This is a genomic window from Gellertiella sp. DMC107, assembly GCF_056313605.1.
The window spans coordinates 584,593-601,113 of the sequence record NZ_JBQUZZ010000002.1 but is presented as its reverse complement, the minus strand read 5'-3'; the positions used below and the strand labels follow the sequence as shown (position 1 = coordinate 601,113).

The 16,521-nt window shown below is 61.3% G+C and carries 15 protein-coding genes and 1 tRNA gene; 10 read left to right on the top strand and 6 right to left on the bottom strand.

Annotated elements, in window-relative coordinates; all coding sequences use genetic code 11:
• Positions 1 to 13: 13 nt before the first annotated feature.
• Positions 14 to 2,527 (bottom strand): ligase-associated DNA damage response DEXH box helicase, encoded by a 2,514-nt coding sequence (locus ACT54B_RS08390; RefSeq protein WP_476044213.1) that lies wholly within the window; start codon positions 2,525 to 2,527, stop codon positions 14 to 16.
• 496 nt (positions 2,528 to 3,023) lie between these two features.
• Here ACT54B_RS08390 and ACT54B_RS08385 point away from each other — a divergent pair, with 496 nt between their 5' ends.
• Positions 3,024 to 4,286, top strand: coding sequence for a RelA/SpoT domain-containing protein (locus ACT54B_RS08385; protein WP_476044212.1), 1,263 nt, complete (start codon positions 3,024 to 3,026; stop codon positions 4,284 to 4,286).
• A 200-nt stretch (positions 4,287 to 4,486) separates the two neighbouring features.
• The gene (locus tag ACT54B_RS08380; RefSeq protein ID WP_476044211.1) at positions 4,487 to 5,116 is read left to right on the top strand and encodes a LysE family translocator; all 630 of its coding nucleotides are present in this window, start codon (positions 4,487 to 4,489) and stop codon (positions 5,114 to 5,116) included.
• Between the two features lie 674 nt (positions 5,117 to 5,790).
• On the opposite strand, the gene ACT54B_RS08375 is transcribed toward ACT54B_RS08380, so the two are convergent.
• Positions 5,791 to 6,720, bottom strand: a complete 930-nt coding sequence (locus ACT54B_RS08375; RefSeq protein ID WP_476044210.1) for a class I SAM-dependent methyltransferase — start codon at positions 6,718 to 6,720, stop codon at positions 5,791 to 5,793.
• Positions 6,721 to 6,864: 144 nt separating this feature from the next.
• On the opposite strand from ACT54B_RS08375, the gene ACT54B_RS08370 reads away from it, so the two are divergent.
• From ACT54B_RS08370 to ACT54B_RS08360, 3 genes are read left to right on the top strand one after another with little or no spacing between them, the layout of a single operon-like run.
• The gene (locus tag ACT54B_RS08370) at positions 6,865 to 7,131 is read left to right on the top strand and encodes a DUF6460 domain-containing protein (RefSeq protein WP_476044209.1); all 267 of its coding nucleotides are present in this window, start codon (positions 6,865 to 6,867) and stop codon (positions 7,129 to 7,131) included.
• A 2-nt stretch (positions 7,132 to 7,133) separates the two neighbouring features.
• Positions 7,134 to 7,634: a CAP domain-containing protein gene (locus ACT54B_RS08365; protein WP_476044208.1), complete on the top strand. Its 501-nt coding sequence runs from the start codon at positions 7,134 to 7,136 to the stop codon at positions 7,632 to 7,634.
• 21 nt (positions 7,635 to 7,655) lie between these two features.
• The gene (locus ACT54B_RS08360) at positions 7,656 to 8,993 is read left to right on the top strand and encodes an MATE family efflux transporter (RefSeq protein WP_476044207.1); all 1,338 of its coding nucleotides are present in this window, start codon (positions 7,656 to 7,658) and stop codon (positions 8,991 to 8,993) included.
• On the opposite strand, the gene ACT54B_RS08355 is transcribed toward ACT54B_RS08360, so the two are convergent.
• Positions 8,972 to 10,054, bottom strand: a complete 1,083-nt coding sequence (locus ACT54B_RS08355) for a quinone-dependent dihydroorotate dehydrogenase (RefSeq protein ID WP_476044206.1) — start codon at positions 10,052 to 10,054, stop codon at positions 8,972 to 8,974. The two genes, ACT54B_RS08360 and ACT54B_RS08355, sit on opposite strands and share 22 nt — an antisense overlap.
• Positions 10,054 to 10,401 (bottom strand): DUF952 domain-containing protein, encoded by a 348-nt coding sequence (locus ACT54B_RS08350; protein ID WP_476044205.1) that lies wholly within the window; start codon positions 10,399 to 10,401, stop codon positions 10,054 to 10,056. Before ACT54B_RS08350 ends, ACT54B_RS08355 begins: the two co-directional genes overlap by 1 nt.
• Positions 10,402 to 10,620: 219 nt before the next feature.
• Between ACT54B_RS08350 and ACT54B_RS08345 the strand changes: the two genes are divergently transcribed.
• From ACT54B_RS08345 to ACT54B_RS08335, 3 genes are all read left to right on the top strand, one after another.
• Positions 10,621 to 11,268, top strand: coding sequence for a response regulator (locus ACT54B_RS08345; protein ID WP_476044204.1), 648 nt, complete (start codon positions 10,621 to 10,623; stop codon positions 11,266 to 11,268).
• Between the two features lie 118 nt (positions 11,269 to 11,386).
• Positions 11,387 to 12,052, top strand: a complete 666-nt coding sequence (locus ACT54B_RS08340; protein ID WP_476044203.1) for a S24 family peptidase — start codon at positions 11,387 to 11,389, stop codon at positions 12,050 to 12,052.
• Between the two features lie 85 nt (positions 12,053 to 12,137).
• Positions 12,138 to 12,554 (top strand): tellurite resistance TerB family protein, encoded by a 417-nt coding sequence (locus ACT54B_RS08335; protein WP_476044201.1) that lies wholly within the window; start codon positions 12,138 to 12,140, stop codon positions 12,552 to 12,554.
• Positions 12,555 to 12,559: 5 nt separating this feature from the next.
• Here the strand turns inward: ACT54B_RS08335 and ACT54B_RS08330 are convergent, their stop codons facing one another.
• Positions 12,560 to 13,420 carry a transporter substrate-binding domain-containing protein gene (locus ACT54B_RS08330; RefSeq protein WP_476044199.1) on the bottom strand — a complete coding sequence of 287 codons (861 nt, stop codon included), beginning with the start codon at positions 13,418 to 13,420 and terminating at the stop codon, positions 12,560 to 12,562.
• 91 nt (positions 13,421 to 13,511) lie between these two features.
• Between ACT54B_RS08330 and ACT54B_RS08325 the strand changes: the two genes are divergently transcribed.
• Both ACT54B_RS08325 and ACT54B_RS08320 read left to right on the top strand, forming a co-directional pair.
• The gene (locus ACT54B_RS08325) at positions 13,512 to 15,398 is read left to right on the top strand and encodes a glycosyltransferase family 2 protein (RefSeq protein WP_476044197.1); all 1,887 of its coding nucleotides are present in this window, start codon (positions 13,512 to 13,514) and stop codon (positions 15,396 to 15,398) included.
• Between the two features lie 125 nt (positions 15,399 to 15,523).
• Positions 15,524 to 16,378: a prohibitin family protein gene (locus ACT54B_RS08320; RefSeq protein ID WP_476044196.1), complete on the top strand. Its 855-nt coding sequence runs from the start codon at positions 15,524 to 15,526 to the stop codon at positions 16,376 to 16,378.
• Positions 16,379 to 16,409: 31 nt separating this feature from the next.
• On the opposite strand, the gene ACT54B_RS08315 is transcribed toward ACT54B_RS08320, so the two are convergent.
• Positions 16,410 to 16,483 (bottom strand) — tRNA-Gly (locus tag ACT54B_RS08315).
• Between the last annotated feature and the right edge of the window lie 38 nt (positions 16,484 to 16,521).

Genomic DNA, 16,521 nt, shown 5'->3' with positions numbered 1-16,521 from the left:
CTGCTTTTCCGGCTCACATCATGGCTTCCGCAATCAGGTCGTCGGCGGCTTCGGCGAGAAGCGCGTCCTCTGCCCCGCCCGCCACCGGTTCACGTCCGATTTCCAGCATGACCGGCACGGCCAGCGGCGAAATATGGGTCAGCGCCTGATGGGTGATGTGGCCCTTGATTCGCTTCAGCATATCGCCAAGCCGGCCGATATCCAAAAGCCCCGTTGCCGCATCCCGCCGGGTGGCTTCGAGCAGGATGTGATCGGGCTCGTGGCTGCGCAGGACATCGTAGATCAGGTCCGAGGAAACGGTGACCTGCCGCCCGCTCTTTTCCTTGCCGGGATGACGGCGCTCGATCAGGCCGGCAATGACGGCGCAATTGCGGAAGGTGCGCTTCAGCATGAAGCTTTCCGCAAGCCAGGCCTCCAGATCGTCGCCGAGCATGTCCTCCTCGAAGAGAGGGCCGAGCGGCAGGCGACCCGAGCGGATCATGGTGCCCATGTCTTCCAGCCCCCAGATGGCCAGCGCGTAATCGGTCGCGACGAAGCCGAGCGGCTTCGCCCCGCCGCGCTCCAGCCGCCGGGTCAAGAGCATGCCGAGCGTCTGGTGGGCAAGCCGCCCCTCGAAGGGATAAAGCACCATGAAGTGCCGGTTGCCGCGCGGAAAGGTTTCGACCAGCAGCTCGCCGCGCCCCGGCAGCACGGATTTTTCCTTCTGCAACGACAGCCAGTCCCGCACCTGATCGGGCAGGCTCTGCCAGCGGTCCGGATCCGCCAGCATGGCGCGCACCTGATCGGCGAGATAGGTGGAGAGCGGAAACTTGCCGCCGGCATAGGCGGGAATCTTCGGATCGAGATGGAAGGCCTGACTGGCCAGACATTCGTTTTCGCGAATGCCCTCGAAACGCAGCACCTTGCCGGAGAACAGGAACGTATCGCCCTGGGTGAGGGATTCGAGAAAACTCTCCTCCACCTTGCCAAGCGAAGCGCCACCCCGGCCGATCGCGCCGCGGGCGTTGCGCTTGACCAGGCGGATGTTCAGCATCGGGCTTTCGATGATGGTGCCGACATTCAGCCGGTATTGCTGGGCCACCTGCGGATTGGCGATGCGCCAGAGCCCCTCCTTGGTCTTGCGGATGCGGGCATAGCGCTCATAGGTGCGCAGCGCATAGCCGCCCGTCGCGACGAAATCGACGATCTTCTCGAAGGTTTCCCATTCGAGGGCGCGGTAGGGATAGGCGGACCGCACTTCCTCATGCAGCAAGACCGCATCGAAGGGGGCGGCACAGGCCATGCCGAGCACATGCTGGGCAAGCACATCCAGCGCACCCTCCCCGATGGGCGGCGTATCCTGCGCGCCGATATAATTGGCGTCGAGGGCCGCCTGGCATTCCATCACCTCGAAGCGGTTGGCGGGCACGAGAATGGCCCGGCTCGGCTCGTCCATGCGGTGGTTGGAGCGGCCGATGCGCTGGGCAAGGCGGCTTGCCCCCTTCGGCGCGCCCACATGGATGACGAGATCCACATCGCCCCAGTCGATGCCGAGATCGAGCGTGGAGGTGGCGACGACCGCCCGCAGCCGGTTTTCCGCCATGGCCGCCTCGACGCGCCGCCGCTGGCTGACATCCAGCGATCCGTGATGCAGCGCAATCGGCAGGTTGTCGTCATTGATCGTCCAGAGTTCCTGAAACAGCATCTCGGCCTGCGAGCGCGTGTTGACGAAGAGCAGCGCCGTCTTGAAATCCTTCAGCGTGTCGTAGACGTCCTTCATGGCATAGCGGGCCGAATGGCCGGACCAGGGCACCCGCTCTTCCGTGCCGAGAATGGTGATATGCGGCCTTGCGCCGCCCGCCACCGTGACCATGCCGGCCCGGCGGGGCGCTTCGCCCTCTCCGCCTTGCGGCACGAGCCAGCCGCAGAGTTCCTCCGGTTCGGCAACGGTGGCCGACAGACCGATGGTGCGTAGCCCGGGCGCGAGGCGGTGCAGCCGCGCCAGCCCCAGCGACAGCAGATGCCCGCGCTTGGAGGTGACCAGCGAATGCAGCTCGTCCAGCACCACGAAGCGCAGATCCTTGAAGAAGCGCGCCGCATCCTTGGAGGCGATCAGGAGGGCGAGCTGTTCGGGCGTCGTCAGCAGGATATCCGGCGGATTGAGCTTCTGGCGCTGGCGCTTGCCGACCGGCGTATCGCCCGTGCGGTTCTCGATGGTGATCGGCAGGCCCATCTCGGCGACCGGACGGGAGAGATTGCGCTCGATATCGACGGCGAGTGCCTTCAAGGGCGAGATATAGAGCGTGTGGACCCCATGAAACCCGGTCCCCGGCTTCGGCCTGCCGCGAGCGGCAAGCTCGGTCAGGGCGGGAAGAAAACCGGCCAGCGTCTTGCCGGCCCCCGTGGGGGCAATCAGCAGCGTGCTTTCCCCCGCCCCTGCCCGCTTCAGAAGCTCCAGCTGATGCGCGCGCGGCTGCCAACCCTTCTCCGCAAACCAGCGGAGAAAGACGGGCGGCAAAAGCGTCAGGGCAGCATCACGATCGTTCACATCCGCAAAGGTAGGGGGCGACAGGGGAAAGGGCAATATGGCGGGCAACGCGGCCGGAGGGGGCGGTATGCCGGGCTGGTGATGCAGGGCTTATACAAGGTGACCTCAGGCTGGCTCCAACGCGGCTATTGCTGGTTGGACCTCAGAGGGCGGCTTTGCGTCTTCATTCCGGATGCAGAGCCTGCTTGGTTTAACATCTCCAAGCAGCCGGTCTGTTTGCTGAGTCTGCAAAGCGCCAAAAGCGGTCATCAGCTTGAAACTGAGAGCGGCCGATTTGGGGCCGCCTGACAATAATTTGAGAAGAGCCCGCGAGCACCGCCGCGCAGCGTTCACAAAAAATAGGACCTGACATCCGCTAATAATAGCTTTTATTTTTTGTCGCTTGTCCATTATGTGTTACATAATGTGTTGTAATTGGTTTCGCCGTCGGGATTAATTTGATCTACTGGGCGGGTTCTTCAAGTAAATTATGCATTCTCGGCTATCGGCAGGGCTAATGGCATCAAAATCGAAAATCGACAAGGCGGGACAGATACTCAGCGATCAGGGTAGAGAATACGATGAGTTAGCTCTTGAACTTGAGGAAGTATTCGAAGACTACCGTAAAAATCATTTAGAGCCTCTCACACGGCTAACGCTTGAAATTCAGGATTGGCTGCAGTCTTTCAATAAAGAATACTACATTGCTCAACGTTTGAAACGGAGACCACAAATCCTCCGAAAGCTTAGGCGGCTGAGTGTTCGCCTCACGCAGTTGCAAGATATTGGTGGCTGCCGAATAATTGTAGAAAAGAATTCTGACGTCGATCTTTTGATTGATTTTGTGCGCAAAAAATTCACACAGTCCACAGTCGCTAAGATTGTTCGTGAGACTGATTACCGCGAGCTAGGGCGCGATGACACAGGATATAGAGCACATCATATTATTCTCGAAGTTTCAGGATACCGCGTTGAACTCCAACTGCGCAGTCGCATTCAACACTATTGGTCGGAAAGTATAGAGAGAACATCTGTACTCTACGGTTACCGACTCAAGGAAAAAGAGGGCGATCAGTCTGTTATAGATTATTTCAAGGCGTTCTCGAACGCGCTTCACTTGATCGAGACAAATCAGCCATTCGAAAGCGCAGAAGAAATTTCATTGCAAAGTAAAAGACAGTCGGCGGAGAGAATAATTAGCCTGAGAACGGGTGACAGAAATCTAGGCGGGCACGTCAATTCCGACATTGTAAGGACAATGAAGGAACGCGAAGGGCAAAACTCAGATAGCCTAAATAACTGGATTTTAGTTTTCGATTGGAACGACGGGAATTTCGTTCTTTGGGACGTTGTCGGACGAAATGCCGATGAAGCCATATCTGCTTATTCTAGATATGAAGCGCAGTTTCCCGAAGAAGAAAAATATGAGGTGGTATTAATTGGAACTTCTAACATTGGAACCGTCACTCAGACCCATAGCCATTACTTCGGAATTGAACATCACACCACCGCTTTGGAGTCGATGGAAGCTTCCATCATTGGCTGGGCGAAAAGAAGTGAGCTTGACGTTGGAGCAAGGCGTATTCTTTTCACTATGAAAAGGAGAAAGTATTGGGGCAAAAACTCAATAAACATTTCGACGCTAAAAAATCACTTCTGTCAGAATGTTGTATCGTTTGATGCGTCTTTACTCGAACTGCGACAGCGAAATTTGGTCATTGGGACTGATCCGATCGCATTAGATATCAAAAAGAGCAAAGAGATCAATTCCTACGCGTGAATTCTGGCCTATTGGTTAAAAAACGCTGACCTGAAAAGTAAGCGATGCGCTGATCCTACCTTGGCTGGATAAAGCCGAATTGGCGTATCAGGCATCAATCACGGAAGAGGGCTACGGCCGGATAGCGCCAATACCGGTCATCGCGTTGGCAGAGAAATTCTCTAGTCTTTGACCACCACCCCCAGCAAGGAACTTCCTGGATGCCGTCGCTTGAGGTTTTGCTCGCATTCGCCGCTACTACGGCCGTATTCGCATTCCTTCCAGGACCAGCGATGCTTTATGCCGCCGCCCGTACCATGGCAGGTGGCCGACGCGCTGGATTGTGGGCAGTGCTAGGCATTCACCTGGGCGCTTATGTGCACGTGATCGCCGCCGCCGCCGGGTTATCCGCGCTTTTCCATGCGGTCCCTGTGGCCTACATGGTCGTGAAGCTGGCCGGCGCCCTCTATCTTATCTGGCTTGGTATTTCGATGTTCCGAGCACCATCGCTAGCTAATAGCGTGCTGGATGTGCCACCCACGTCCCCAAAGAAAGCATTCGTCCAAAGCATCGTTGTCGAGGTGTTGAACCCGAAGACAGCGATCTTCTTCATGGCGTTTCTTCCTCAGTTTGTGGATGGTGACAGAGGTCTGCCACTTTGGGCGCAGCTCACCGCACTTGGAGCCATCGTCAACGCCACCTTCACGTTTGCCGATGTCGTTTGCGTCCTCCTAGCCGGGTTCATCATGATGAAGCTGAAGGGTTCCAATGCGGTGCAGAAGCTGCTTCAACGCGCTGGTGGAACTCTCCTCGTCGGACTAGGTCTGCAGGTCGCGATGCGGCGCACCTGAGCACCTAAGGTCTGGTCGGCCCTACTATACTTGCCGAGTGACAATGCCCGGGACGTAGCGTGTCTGAAAATCAGCAGTGAGGAGCTGGAAGTAACGAATGAGGCATTGGAGAAGATGGCTGCTAGCAGCCCACGCGCTGGCTTGGATTGCCTTGGCTGTTGCAGCTTACATCACTGCGGGACCATACACACTCGCCAGTTGTTGGAAGGTCATTCCAACCTATTTCCCAGCCGCAGCCTTACTACTCAAGTCGACAGCCGCTGGTAGCCTAGTGGTGTTGTTGATTTCCGTTCTCCAGCCCGCATTACGAAAGAGCTGGGCATTTCTCAGCGCGGCGCATGGCATGACCCTCACCGTTGGCTTGATCGCCACTACACTTGCGGCGGATGTTGCTGCCGGTCAGGTAAGCTGCCTCTGACCTGAAGCGTGACGAATGCAAGCTGATATTGTGCGCACTAGACGGCAATGATTCGATCGCCGCATTGCGGAGGATTGAGAGAGGGCGGGTGGCGGAGACTGCGCGGCCACGAACGTCTAGCGGTCTAGCGACGTCCGCTTAGGGCCAAAAGCTGACCTAGACTAGGTTCGGCGGTTAGTCCACTTTCGTCTATCTTCTTTGGAACCGAACAGCCCCCAACGCCACTCTCACGCACAATTCCAAACTGAACTCACCCTCACGCCGTCGCGAGAACCAGGATGCCCTGTACCGGGGCTCCGGCATCCATGCGGATGACGGTGCGTTCGAGGCGGATGAGGCTGAGGCCGTGGGCGGCGAGGCGGGTGTGGAGATAGGCTTCCGTATGGGCGTAGCGCATGGACTGGACGAGGCGGAAGCCATCGCCTGCGCCTGCATCCTCCACCGAGAAGGCGAAGAGGCCGGCGGGCTCCAGGAGATCGCGGGCAAGGCGGAAGGGCGGGTCGAGGTCGCCGAGATACATCAGCACATCGGCGGCGCTGACGAGGCTGGTGCGGGCCGGGCGACGGTCCACGTCGAAGAGGCCGGACCGGTCGGCGGTAAGCGAGAGATCCGCCTGGCCGAGATGATCGTAGACGGCCTTGGCTTCCGCTTCCCGCAACATGTTGCGGGAGAGATCGTAGCCTTCCATCCACTGGACGGAAGGGCGGATTTCCACGCCGAACAGGCCCGTTCCGCAGCCGAGATCGACGGCGGTCGCAAACGTCCGCTGCTGGCTGTCCACCAGGGCCCGGAGCTTGCCCGGCACGCTATAGGCCAGTCGTTCCACCAGCGCCTTGTCAAAGCGGGCGGCGTAATCGTCGAAAAGCTGTTCGACATAGCGGCTCGGCGGATGATCCGGGGTTTCCCGCGCCCCCAGAAGAGCCAGTTTCAGCGGCGCGCCGAAGAGGCCTTCCGGATCGAGTTCAGCGACGCGGCGATAGGCGGCGACGGCTCCTTCGCTGTCACCGGCCTTCTCGCGATATTCGCCGAGGCGGAACCAGCCGGCCGTCCAGAGGGGAACGAGTTCCAGCGCCTGCTCGATCAATTCGGCGGCGCCCGTAAAATCGCCGCTTTCCGCCATCATCCGGGCATAGTCCGCGCGCCGGTCGGCAAGCACGTCGCCGGAGGAATGCTGGTTGGGGGCCATGTCGCTACCCTTGTCTGAAGCTTGGAAACCGGTGCCTTCTCGCGCCGTTCCGGCAAAAAGGCAAGAACTTGCCCCATAGGCCCGCACCAAAAGGCTTGCGGGCGGAAAATGCACGGCCTATCCAGTGGCAAACGGGAGTTCACCATGCCTGAAACAGTCAACCGGATCCTGGGAGATTCGCCGGCACGCACCATCATCAAGCTGGTGGTCGTATCGCTGATCGTCGGCTTCTTCATGAAGGTCTTCGACATCATGCCCATGGATATCGTCGACAATGTCCGTGATTTCGTCATCGATCTCTGGCAGACCGGGTTCCAGGCGCTCGGGCGCTTCGGCACCTACCTGGCACTGGGTGCGACCGTGGTAATCCCGGTCTTCATTCTCATCCGAATCCTGAGTTACAAGCGCTGATCATGACCGAGCCCTTTCTGAACCGCCGCCATCTGATGGCGGGCGCCGCTCTTTCCCTTGCCGTGCTGGTGGCGGGTTGCGCCACCCCGCCTCCGCCGCCGCAGCCGGCCAATGTGCGCGATTATTCTGCAGCAGCCGTCGCCTCCGTCAACGCCATCCGGGTGAAGAAGGGGCTGAAGCCGGTCTTAGTCGATCCTGCGGCTTCGGGCGCGGCGATCTCGCAGGCGAAGCGCATGGCCTCCTATCGCAAGATGGCGCATCTGCTCGGCCCCGGCGACGATTTCAAGGCGCGGATGAAGGGCGGCGGCGTGGGCCTGCCCGCCTCGGAAAACGTCGCGACCGGTCAGGACAGTCTGGCCGAAGCCGTGGATGCCTGGGGGAAATCCCCCAAGCACCTGCATAACATGCTGGGCAACTACAGTGGCATGGGCGTGGCCGTCGCCTACGACACCGCAAACGGCAATCGCCCCTACTGGGCCATGGTGCTTTCCAACCCGCAATAGGCGGACAAAGGCGGATGACGCATGAGCGGGCATGAAACAGGCGGGCCTTTCAAGGTCACACACCGGCTCGTGCTGTCGATTGCGGTGCCGATGTCGCTTGCCTTCGTCACGACGCCGCTGCTTGGCTTTACCGACACGGCGGTGGTGGGGCGGCTCGGCAGTGCGGCAGCGCTGGCGGGGCTGACCATCGGCGCCATCCTGTTCGATTTCCTCTATTCGATCTTCAATTTCCTGCGCGCCTCCACAACCGGGCTGGTGGCGCAGGCTTTTGGCCGGGGCGATCTCGAAGCGCAGCGGACGGTCTTCTGGCGGGCGCTGCTGCTGTCGGTCGTCTGCGGCGGGGCGATGCTGGCGCTCTCGCCGCTGGTGCTGAAGGCCGGCCTGTTCCTGATGGGCGCCGAGGGCGAGGCGGCGGAGGTCACCTCCACCTATGTCTCGATCCGCATTCTCGCGGGGCCGATGGCGCTCGCCAATTTCGCGATCCTCGGCTTCCTTCTCGGGCGCGGGCAGGCCAAGGCGGGTCTGGCGCTGCAGATCCTCATCAACGTGACCAATATCGTGCTTGCCATCTGGCTGGGACTGTCGCTGAAATGGGGCGTCGCGGGCATTGCCTGGGGAACGGTGGCCGGCGAAACCGCAGGCATGGTGGCCGGTTTCGTGCTGGCGATCCGCAGTCTGGGCAGTATCCGCCTGCCTTCCCTCGCCGTGCTGCTCGACCGGCGGCATCTGGCCGATCTCTTCGCCCTCAACCGCGACATCCTCATCCGCACCGTGGTGCTGCTGGCGGGCTATATGGTGCTGACGCGGGTGGGCGCCTCCTTCGGCGCGGTGACGCTTGCGGCCAATGCGGTGCTGATGAATTTCGTGATGATTTCCGCCTTCTATCTCGACGGCCTTGCCAATGCGGCGGAACAGCTGACCGGCCGCGCCATCGGTGCGCGCTACCGGCCGGCCTTCGACGAGGCGATCCGGCTGACGACGCTGTGGTCGATGGCGATCGCCGGGCTGGCTGGCCTGTTCTTTGCGCTTTTCGGAACGGAGATCATCCATTTCCTCACGACGGTGCCCGACGTGCAGGCCGAAGCCGAGACCGCCATGTATTATGCGGCGGCTTCGGGGATCACGGGCGCCCTCGCCTTCCTGATGGACGGGGTCTTCATCGGGGCTACCTGGTCGCGAGACATGCGCAACCAGATGCTCCTGTCTTTCGTCGCCTTCCTGGTGGCGCTGGCCGTCTTCGTGCCCTTCCTCGGCAATCACGGGCTGTGGATCGCCTTCAACCTCTTCCTGCTCGCGCGCGGGCTCTTCCTTTACCGGCTGGTGCCGGCCAAGGCGGCTCAGACCTTCGCCGCCCAGTAGTCGAGTTTCGTGTCGCGCAGCGCCCGGATGGAGCCGAGACCCTCCCGGTCAAGCAGGGTGGAAAGGCCGGACACAATGCGACCCGGCAGGCCCGGTCCCTCATAGACCATGCAGGAATAGAGCTGCACGAGATCGGCCCCGGCGCGGATCTTCTCCGCTGCCGTTTCGGCCGAGGACACACCGCCGACGCCGATGATCGGCAGATCCTGGCCGACGCGCTTGCGCATGGCGGCAAGGACGGCGGTGGATTTTTCGAAGAGCGGCGCACCGGAAAGGCCGCCCGCCTCGCCCTTCTGCGGGTCGGTAAGCCCCTCGCGGGACAACGTGGTGTTGGACACGATCAGCCCGTCCAGATCATTCGCGAGCACTTCGGCTGCAATATCGTCCATGCCCTCCGGCGTCAGGTCCGGGGCGATCTTCAGGAAGACGGGCACGCGGCGGCCCGCCTTTGCAGCCTCCTCGTCACGAGCCGCGAGCACGGCGCCGAGCAGGGCCGCAAGGCTTTCACGCGCCTGCAGGTCGCGCAGGCCGGGCGTGTTGGGAGAGGAAATATTGGCCGTGAAATAGGTGGCGACGCCATAAAAGGCGCGGATGCCCTTCACGTAATCATCGATGCGGTCGGCGCTGTCCTTGTTCGCGCCGATATTGACGCCGACGACGCCGCTGCCGGTGCGGGCCTTGAGCCGCGAAAGGGCTGCCGCATGGCCATCGTTGTTGAAGCCGAGACGGTTGATCACCGCACGCTCGCCCTCCAGCCGGAACATGCGCGGCTTCGGGTTGCCGGGCTGGGCGAGCGGAGTAAGCGTGCCGACCTCCGCAAAGCCGAAGCCGAGCTTGAGCAGCTGGTCCGGCACCTCGGCATTCTTGTCGTAGCCGGCGGCCATGCCGAGCGGGTTCGGGAAACGGATGCCGGCCACCGTCTGGGCCAGACGCTCGTCCCGGCGGGCGGCGCAGGCGGGCACGAGGCCCGTTTTCAGGCCGGCAATGGAAAGGCCATGGGCGGTTTCGGGATCGAAGAGGAACAGGCCCCTGCGGCCGAGGCGATCAAAGAGTGCGGACATCAATCCATCTCCGGAAACTGGTGCAAGCCATCGGCGCCGACGGGGAGCGGCTTCTCCCAGATCACGGCCCCCATGGGCAGATCGGCATAAAGATGCGGGAAGAGATCGCCGCCGCGGGAGGGCTCGAATTTAAGCGCCTCGCCAAGGGCCGCGGCATCAATGGCAACGAGGAGCAAGCCGGCCTGCGCGGTGAAATGCCGGGCAGCCGTTTCGCGCGCCTGCGAGGCGGTGGAGAAATGAATGTAGCCATCCTGAAGATCGATGGCAGCACCGCGGAAAACACCGTCCGCGCGCGCTTCGCTCCACAGGTTTTCCGGAACGATCTTGTACACCACCCTGTCTGGCATCGGCCCTCTCCATCGCAAGTCCTGACCCGCATTTGCCGGAAGCCTGCCGGTTTGTCCACGCGGGATATGCGATTGCCCAAGGAATAAGCAGGGATGCAGCCCCTGCAGCACAGAATTTATTCTTTCGCTCCCGACAAGAGCTGATATAAGCTGCGAAGATGACAAGCAGTCAGGTGCCGGTTCGGGACATCCGGCGCGGCTCTTGGGAGGGAGCTTGGCATGTCAGCACTGACCATCATTATCGCGGACGACCATCCCCTGTTTCGCGGCGCGTTGCGTCAGGCGATCAGCGGTATGGAAGGCGATCACCAGATTGCCGAAGCGGGGGATTTTGCCGCTGCCCATCAAGCCGCCACAGCCCATCTGGGCGCAGACCTGATGCTTCTCGATCTGGCGATGCCCGGCGTTTCCGGTTTTTCCGGATTGATGGCCCTTCGCGCCGAATTTCCCAACCTGCCGGTGGTGATCGTATCCGCCAGCGATGATGGAGCGACCGTGCATCGCGCGCTCCAGCTGGGGGCGTCCGGCTTCATTTCCAAATCCTCGGGGATCGACGAAATCCGCCAGTCCATCAGCCGGGTGCTCGAAGGCGATATCGCCACTCCGCCAGGCTATCATGGTGCGCCGGAAAGCGACCCGGAATCTGCCGACCTGATCAACCGCCTTAAAACCCTTACGCCGCAACAGAGCCGGGTGCTCGGCATGCTTGCCGAAGGCCTGCTCAACAAGCAGATCGCCTATGAGCTGGGCGTTTCGGAGGCCACCATCAAGGCGCATGTCTCCGCCATCCTCCTGAAACTGAACGTGGACAGCCGGACGCAGGCCGTCATTCAGCTCGGCAAGATCAACACAACCATGGTTGCATAAGATTATCCGTATAAGCGAGGACTATTTTCCTCGTCCCGGCTTTACCTGCGATACCGTTTGGTCTATTCTTGCCCCATTGACCCGAGGCGGTTATTGCCCTTGCCATGGAATGCTGCCGATGTTTTCACATGACCGCATATGGACGGCAATCGATCGTCTTGCCGCAAAAAATCAGCTGACACCTTCGGGCCTTGCGCGACGGGCGGGGCTTGATCCGACCGCCTTCAACAAGTCGAAGCGGATCGGTGCGGATGGTCGCCTGCGCTGGCCGTCGACGGAATCCGTCTCCAAGGTGCTGGAAGCCACGGGTGCCACGCTCGACGAATTCCTGGCCTTTGTGGCGGGAAAGCCCTTGGCGCCGCCTCTGCCGGAAGGACCTTTCCCGCCCCAGATCGACAGCATACCGCTTCTGGGTTTCGCACAGGCCGGATCCGGCGGTTATTTCGACGATGGCGGTTTTCCCGCCGGTGAAGGCTGGGATATCGTGGATTTTCCTACGGCGGCCGACCGCCGGGCAGGCGTCTATGCGCTCGAGGTGCAGGGTGAAAGCATGATGCCGATCTATCGCGAGGGCGATGTGCTGATCGTCGAGCCCGGCGCGCAGATCCGGCGCGGAGACCGTGTCGTGGTCAAGACGCGCGACGGGGAAGTGATGGCCAAGGTGCTGATGCGGCAGTCTCCGCGTTCGCTCGAGCTGCTGTCGCTCAATCCGGAACATCCCAACCGCACGATCGAGATGCGGGACGTGGACTGGGTCGCCCGGATCATCTGGGCCAGTCAATAGGCTCCGGCCGCCAGCGCAACGGACTTGCAACAAAGCGCGGCCCATCCTATCTCCATGGCTGATATCAGGGGGAACAGGACGACCGATGACATCCGCATCCATCAGCCCGCAAGACGCTCTCGTCTATACTATGGTGCTCGCTTCTGCGGTGGACCGGGACATGAACGATCAGGAACTCGGCCATATCGGCGACCTCGTCAAGTCGCTGCCGGTTTTCGCCCCGTTCGACAAGAGCCGGTTGATCGACGTTTCCAGGGAATGCCATCAGCTTGTGTCGGGACCGCTTGGTCTGGACGGCGTGCTGCTGATCATTCGCGACGCCCTTCCGGAGCGTCTGCGCGATACGGCCTATGCACTGGCGGTGGACGTTTCCTCCGCCGACCTGATCCTGAAAAGGGAAGAGCTTCGCTTCCTTTCCCTGTTGCGCGATGCCCTTTCCCTCGACAAGCTGACCTGCGCTGCCCTGGAACGCAGCGCCATCGCTCGCTACCGCAAGGGCTGATAAGGTCAGTAAAGCCCGTAGGGAAAATACCGCAGATAGAGTTCCTTGAGCCTGCCGTTGCGCGATAGCGCCAGCAGGGCATGATCCATGGCCTGCGTCAGCACATCGTCATCCGGGCGCAGCATGATGGCGAGCCCTTCGCCCAGGTAACCCGTCGAATAATAGGGACCGTCGTAGAGGTGACAACACCTGTCTGCTTCGGGACTGGCGGCCCAGAAGGCGAGCTGCACTCCGTCGCCGAAGACGGCATCCACCTTCCCCTCCTTCAATGCCGTCAACATGGTCTGGCGATCCGGAAAGACAACCGGTTTGGCGGCCGGGAAATAGGCTCTCGCCATGGCTTCATGGGCGCTCTTGGCGACGAGGCCAAGGGGACGGCCGCTGAGCCCCTCTGCCGCAGGCCCTTTCAGCTCGGCCTTTGCATTGCGCAACAGCCGGGCGGGCAGCACCATGAACGGCCTTGAGAACAGATAGTCTTCCCGCAACGGCTCGGTGATCGCCATACCGGCGATAATGGCGTCCCCCTCCCCCTTGTCGAGCGCCTCCTTCAGCTCGGGAAAAGGCATGGCTTCGATCTGGCAGCGGGCCGCTATGTCCAGCTCGTTGCAGATCTCCCGCGCCAGATCCACGTGAAAGCCCGCGGGGCGCCCCGTCGCATCGGCGAAATTGAAGGGCGGGAAATCCAGCGAGGTCAGAAAGCGCAGCCTTGGAACATCCCCGAGATCGGGCTTCGCCAGACGTTCCCGCGCGTCGAAAAGCAGCGGGAACTCCACGCCGCCGCTGTCTGCCGCACCGATCTGGCCTGCCCCTTCCGCTCCGGTCGCCAGGGCGAGCCCTGCCGCCAGAAAGGGCAAAAAAAATTTCATTGATTTCTTTATTAGTTTCATCTTACTTTTTGTAACCTGCCAGGAGACCGTGCCTTCCACCGGTTCAGAGAACCGCACTTTCCGGACGAAAATGCAAGAGACGGATGCGAACCGAGAGATAATCGACGGCGGAACCGAAGAGCCATCGGCCTGCCTTGATTCCGATGTCTTTGCACCGCTTGTTGCCTTTCTCGGCCTTTCTCCGAAGTCGCTGGGGGCCGTGCTTTTCGCCCGGGATCGGCATGGCAGCACGCTGGAAGAAGAACTGGTGCTCGGCGGCCATGTGGGGGAAGACCGGCTTTATCGCGGCATGGCGGCGGTTGCCGGCGTGCGTTTCGAGGCGGCAATTCCGGCCGACGCGGTTTCCGACAATGCCGGCATGGACATTGTGTTGCGAAAACCCGGGCCCTTGAAGCTGGCGCCCCCGGGCGCACCTTCGCAACTCGTGCAGGCCCCGGGGCTCGCGACTTTTCCGGCGCTTGTCGCCCGTCTGCGGGCCAACCAGGATCTGCGCCAGCGCTTTGCGATCACCACCCCGTCCGCGTTGCGAAACGCAGTCTGGGCGGCAGGCGCGGAGCGGCGGGTCAGGGACGCGACCGAGGGACTTTTCCACAAAAGACCGCTCTACAGCGCCCGCACCACGCTGGTGTCCTGGCAGTCTTTCGCGCTCGGCGCTGGGCTGGCGCTGTGCGGTTGCCTCGCCTATGTCTGGCCGTTTCACGCCTTGCGCGCCGCTCATGCGGCCTTGGCGCTGTTTTATTTCCTCTCCATTGCCTTGCGCTGGATCAGCCTGTTCTACATTTCTCCGCCCACCCCGCTGCCGGCGCTTCCGGAAGAGGAGAGCCCCTTTCCCATCTATTCGGTGCTTGTCGCTCTCCACCGCGAGGCAGCCGTCGTGGACCAATTGCTCCAGGCTCTTCTGGCGCTGGACTGGCCCGCTTCCCGTCTCGACATCAAGCTGGTCTGCGAGGCCGATGATGCTGAAACGCTGGATGCCCTGGCCGCCCGCCCTCTGCCCCCGCATATCGAGATCGTCCATGTGCCCCGGCAGGTTCCGCGCACCAAGCCGAAGGCGCTGACCTATGCGCTGGCGGGTGTTCGCGGCGAGTTTCTGACGATTTACGATGCGGAGGACCGGCCGGATCCCGGCCAGCTCCGCGAAGCCTATGGGCGCTTTCGGCAAGAGGGAAGCAGGCTCGCCTGCCTGCAGGCACCCCTGCACATCGACAACGGGCATGAAAGCTGGCTCGCCGATCTGTTCGCGGCGGAATATCACGCCCAGTTTCACGGCTTTCTGGTCATGGTCGAGCGGTTCCGATGGCCCATGCCCCTCGGCGGAACATCCAACCATTTCCGGCTGAGCGCCCTTCAGGAGGCTGGCGGATGGGATCCCTATAATGTCACGGAAGATGCGGATCTGGGCCTGCGCTTTGCAAGGATGGGCTATCGTGTCGGCCTGATCGGCCGACCCACGCTGGAAAATGCCCCTACCGTGAAGCGCGTCTGGATCAACCAGCGGAGCCGGTGGCTGAAGGGATGGCTGCAAACCTTTCTCGTGAGCATCCGCCTGCCGCATCTGCTCGCGCGCGAGATCGGGATCATCGGCCTTGTCGTTTCCGTTCTCAACAGTGCAGGGGCCGTGCTTTCGAGCCTGCTCTATCCGGTCTTTTTCGCCAGTCTCGGCCTTCTGGTCTACTGGGGCTGGCAGGGTCGGCTGCCCTCTCCCTTATCGACCACGGGCATTCTGATGCTGGTGGACGGGGTGAACATGCTGGCCGGATACGGCTATTATCTGACAGCGGCCCGACTGTATCATCGTCAGGACGGGAAACGCTTGCGGGCCAACCGCGCCGTTCTCATCCCCGTTCTATGGCTGTTGTTGACTGTCGCAGCCTGGAAGGCCCTCTATCAACTCATCGCCAGCCCGCACAGCTGGAACAAGACTCCCCATAGCCCCGCAGACCTTCCGCCCCAATGAAGGCAGGAGATTGCGCATGGCGCCCTGAGCGCGCTCCGGCAAATCTTAGCACTCCGGTAGAAAATCGATGATATCAGCGGAACCGAAGCGGGCATGAAGCCCGCAAAGAGAAGGGATTGACCGCGATGCGTATCGTTCAGACTGTGGCCGGGTTTGCCATCCTTCTGGTGGGAAGCCTGTTTTTGGGCTCCTGGTACACGGTGGATCAGGGGGAACGCGGCGTGATCACCCGATTCGGGGCCGTGGTGGGGATAGCGGGACCGGGCCTCGGCTTCAAGATTCCCTTCATGACCAGCGTCACCCATCTGTCGGTACAGACGCAGAAGCTGCAGCTGGACAATGAGGAAGCCTATTCGCAGGACCAGCAGCCGGCCCATTTGCAGCTGTCGGTGAATTATTCGGTCGTTCCGGGCCAGGTGGCGGATGTCTATGCACAGTTCTCCAATATCGAAAACCTGGAAGCGCGCCTGATCCTCCCGCGTGTGCGCCAGCAGCTGAAGAATATTTTCGGCCACTATACCGCCGCGACCGCAATCAGCCAGCGCGACAGGCTGAATTCGGAAGTCCGCGAGGCGATCCAGAACGCAGTCAAGGGACCGGTGGAAATCGAGGGCGTGCAGATCGAGGACCTGAAGTTCTCCCCCGCCTACGAGGAGGCCATCGAAGCCCGCATGACCGCGGAAGTGGAAGTGCAGAAATCCCGCCAGAAGGTGGAAAACGAAAAGCAGCTCGCCCAGATTACGGTCACCCAGGCGCAGGCCAAGGCCGACAGCCAACTGGCGCTTGCAAAGGCAGAAGCGGAGGCAGCCCGGATCCGCGGCGAGGCCGAAGCCTCCGCCATCAAGGCAAAGGGCGATGCGCTGAAGGAAAATCCCGGCCTCATACAGTTCACGCTGGCCGACCGCTGGAACGGCTCGCTCCCGACCACCATGGTCCCCGGCGGCAGCGTTCCCTTCATCGACGTGAAGCCGGCCCCATAAGAAGGGCTGGCCTGATCGCCTTTGGGGAAAATGGAGCGGGTGAAGGGAATCGAACCCTCGTATTCAGCTTGGGAAGCTGCTGCTCTACCATTGAGCTACACCCGCGTTGCACCCCTTTTGTCCGGTTTCGGCCCGCCTTGTCA

Bases quoted from the DNA above. Each gene is read 5' to 3' on its own strand.
- ACT54B_RS08320 (WP_476044196.1), top strand. From the start codon at position 15,524: ATGCGTATCGTTCAGACTGTGGCCGGGTTTGCCATCCTTCTGGTGGGA.
- ACT54B_RS08385 (WP_476044212.1), top strand. From the start codon at position 3,024: ATGGCATCAAAATCGAAAATCGACAAGGCGGGACAGATACTCAGCGAT.
- ACT54B_RS08370 (WP_476044209.1), top strand. From the start codon at position 6,865: ATGCCTGAAACAGTCAACCGGATCCTGGGAGATTCGCCGGCACGCACC.
- ACT54B_RS08375 (WP_476044210.1), bottom strand. From the start codon at position 6,720: ATGGCCCCCAACCAGCATTCCTCCGGCGACGTGCTTGCCGACCGGCGC.
- ACT54B_RS08330 (WP_476044199.1), bottom strand. From the start codon at position 13,420: ATGAAATTTTTTTTGCCCTTTCTGGCGGCAGGGCTCGCCCTGGCGACC.
- ACT54B_RS08335 (WP_476044201.1), top strand. From the start codon at position 12,138: ATGACATCCGCATCCATCAGCCCGCAAGACGCTCTCGTCTATACTATG.
- ACT54B_RS08325 (WP_476044197.1), top strand. From the start codon at position 13,512: ATGCAAGAGACGGATGCGAACCGAGAGATAATCGACGGCGGAACCGAA.
- ACT54B_RS08340 (WP_476044203.1), top strand. From the start codon at position 11,387: ATGTTTTCACATGACCGCATATGGACGGCAATCGATCGTCTTGCCGCA.
- ACT54B_RS08355 (WP_476044206.1), bottom strand. From the start codon at position 10,054: ATGTCCGCACTCTTTGATCGCCTCGGCCGCAGGGGCCTGTTCCTCTTC.
- ACT54B_RS08365 (WP_476044208.1), top strand. From the start codon at position 7,134: ATGACCGAGCCCTTTCTGAACCGCCGCCATCTGATGGCGGGCGCCGCT.
- ACT54B_RS08360 (WP_476044207.1), top strand. From the start codon at position 7,656: ATGAGCGGGCATGAAACAGGCGGGCCTTTCAAGGTCACACACCGGCTC.
- ACT54B_RS08345 (WP_476044204.1), top strand. From the start codon at position 10,621: ATGTCAGCACTGACCATCATTATCGCGGACGACCATCCCCTGTTTCGC.
- ACT54B_RS08380 (WP_476044211.1), top strand. From the start codon at position 4,487: ATGCCGTCGCTTGAGGTTTTGCTCGCATTCGCCGCTACTACGGCCGTA.
- ACT54B_RS08350 (WP_476044205.1), bottom strand. From the start codon at position 10,401: ATGCCAGACAGGGTGGTGTACAAGATCGTTCCGGAAAACCTGTGGAGC.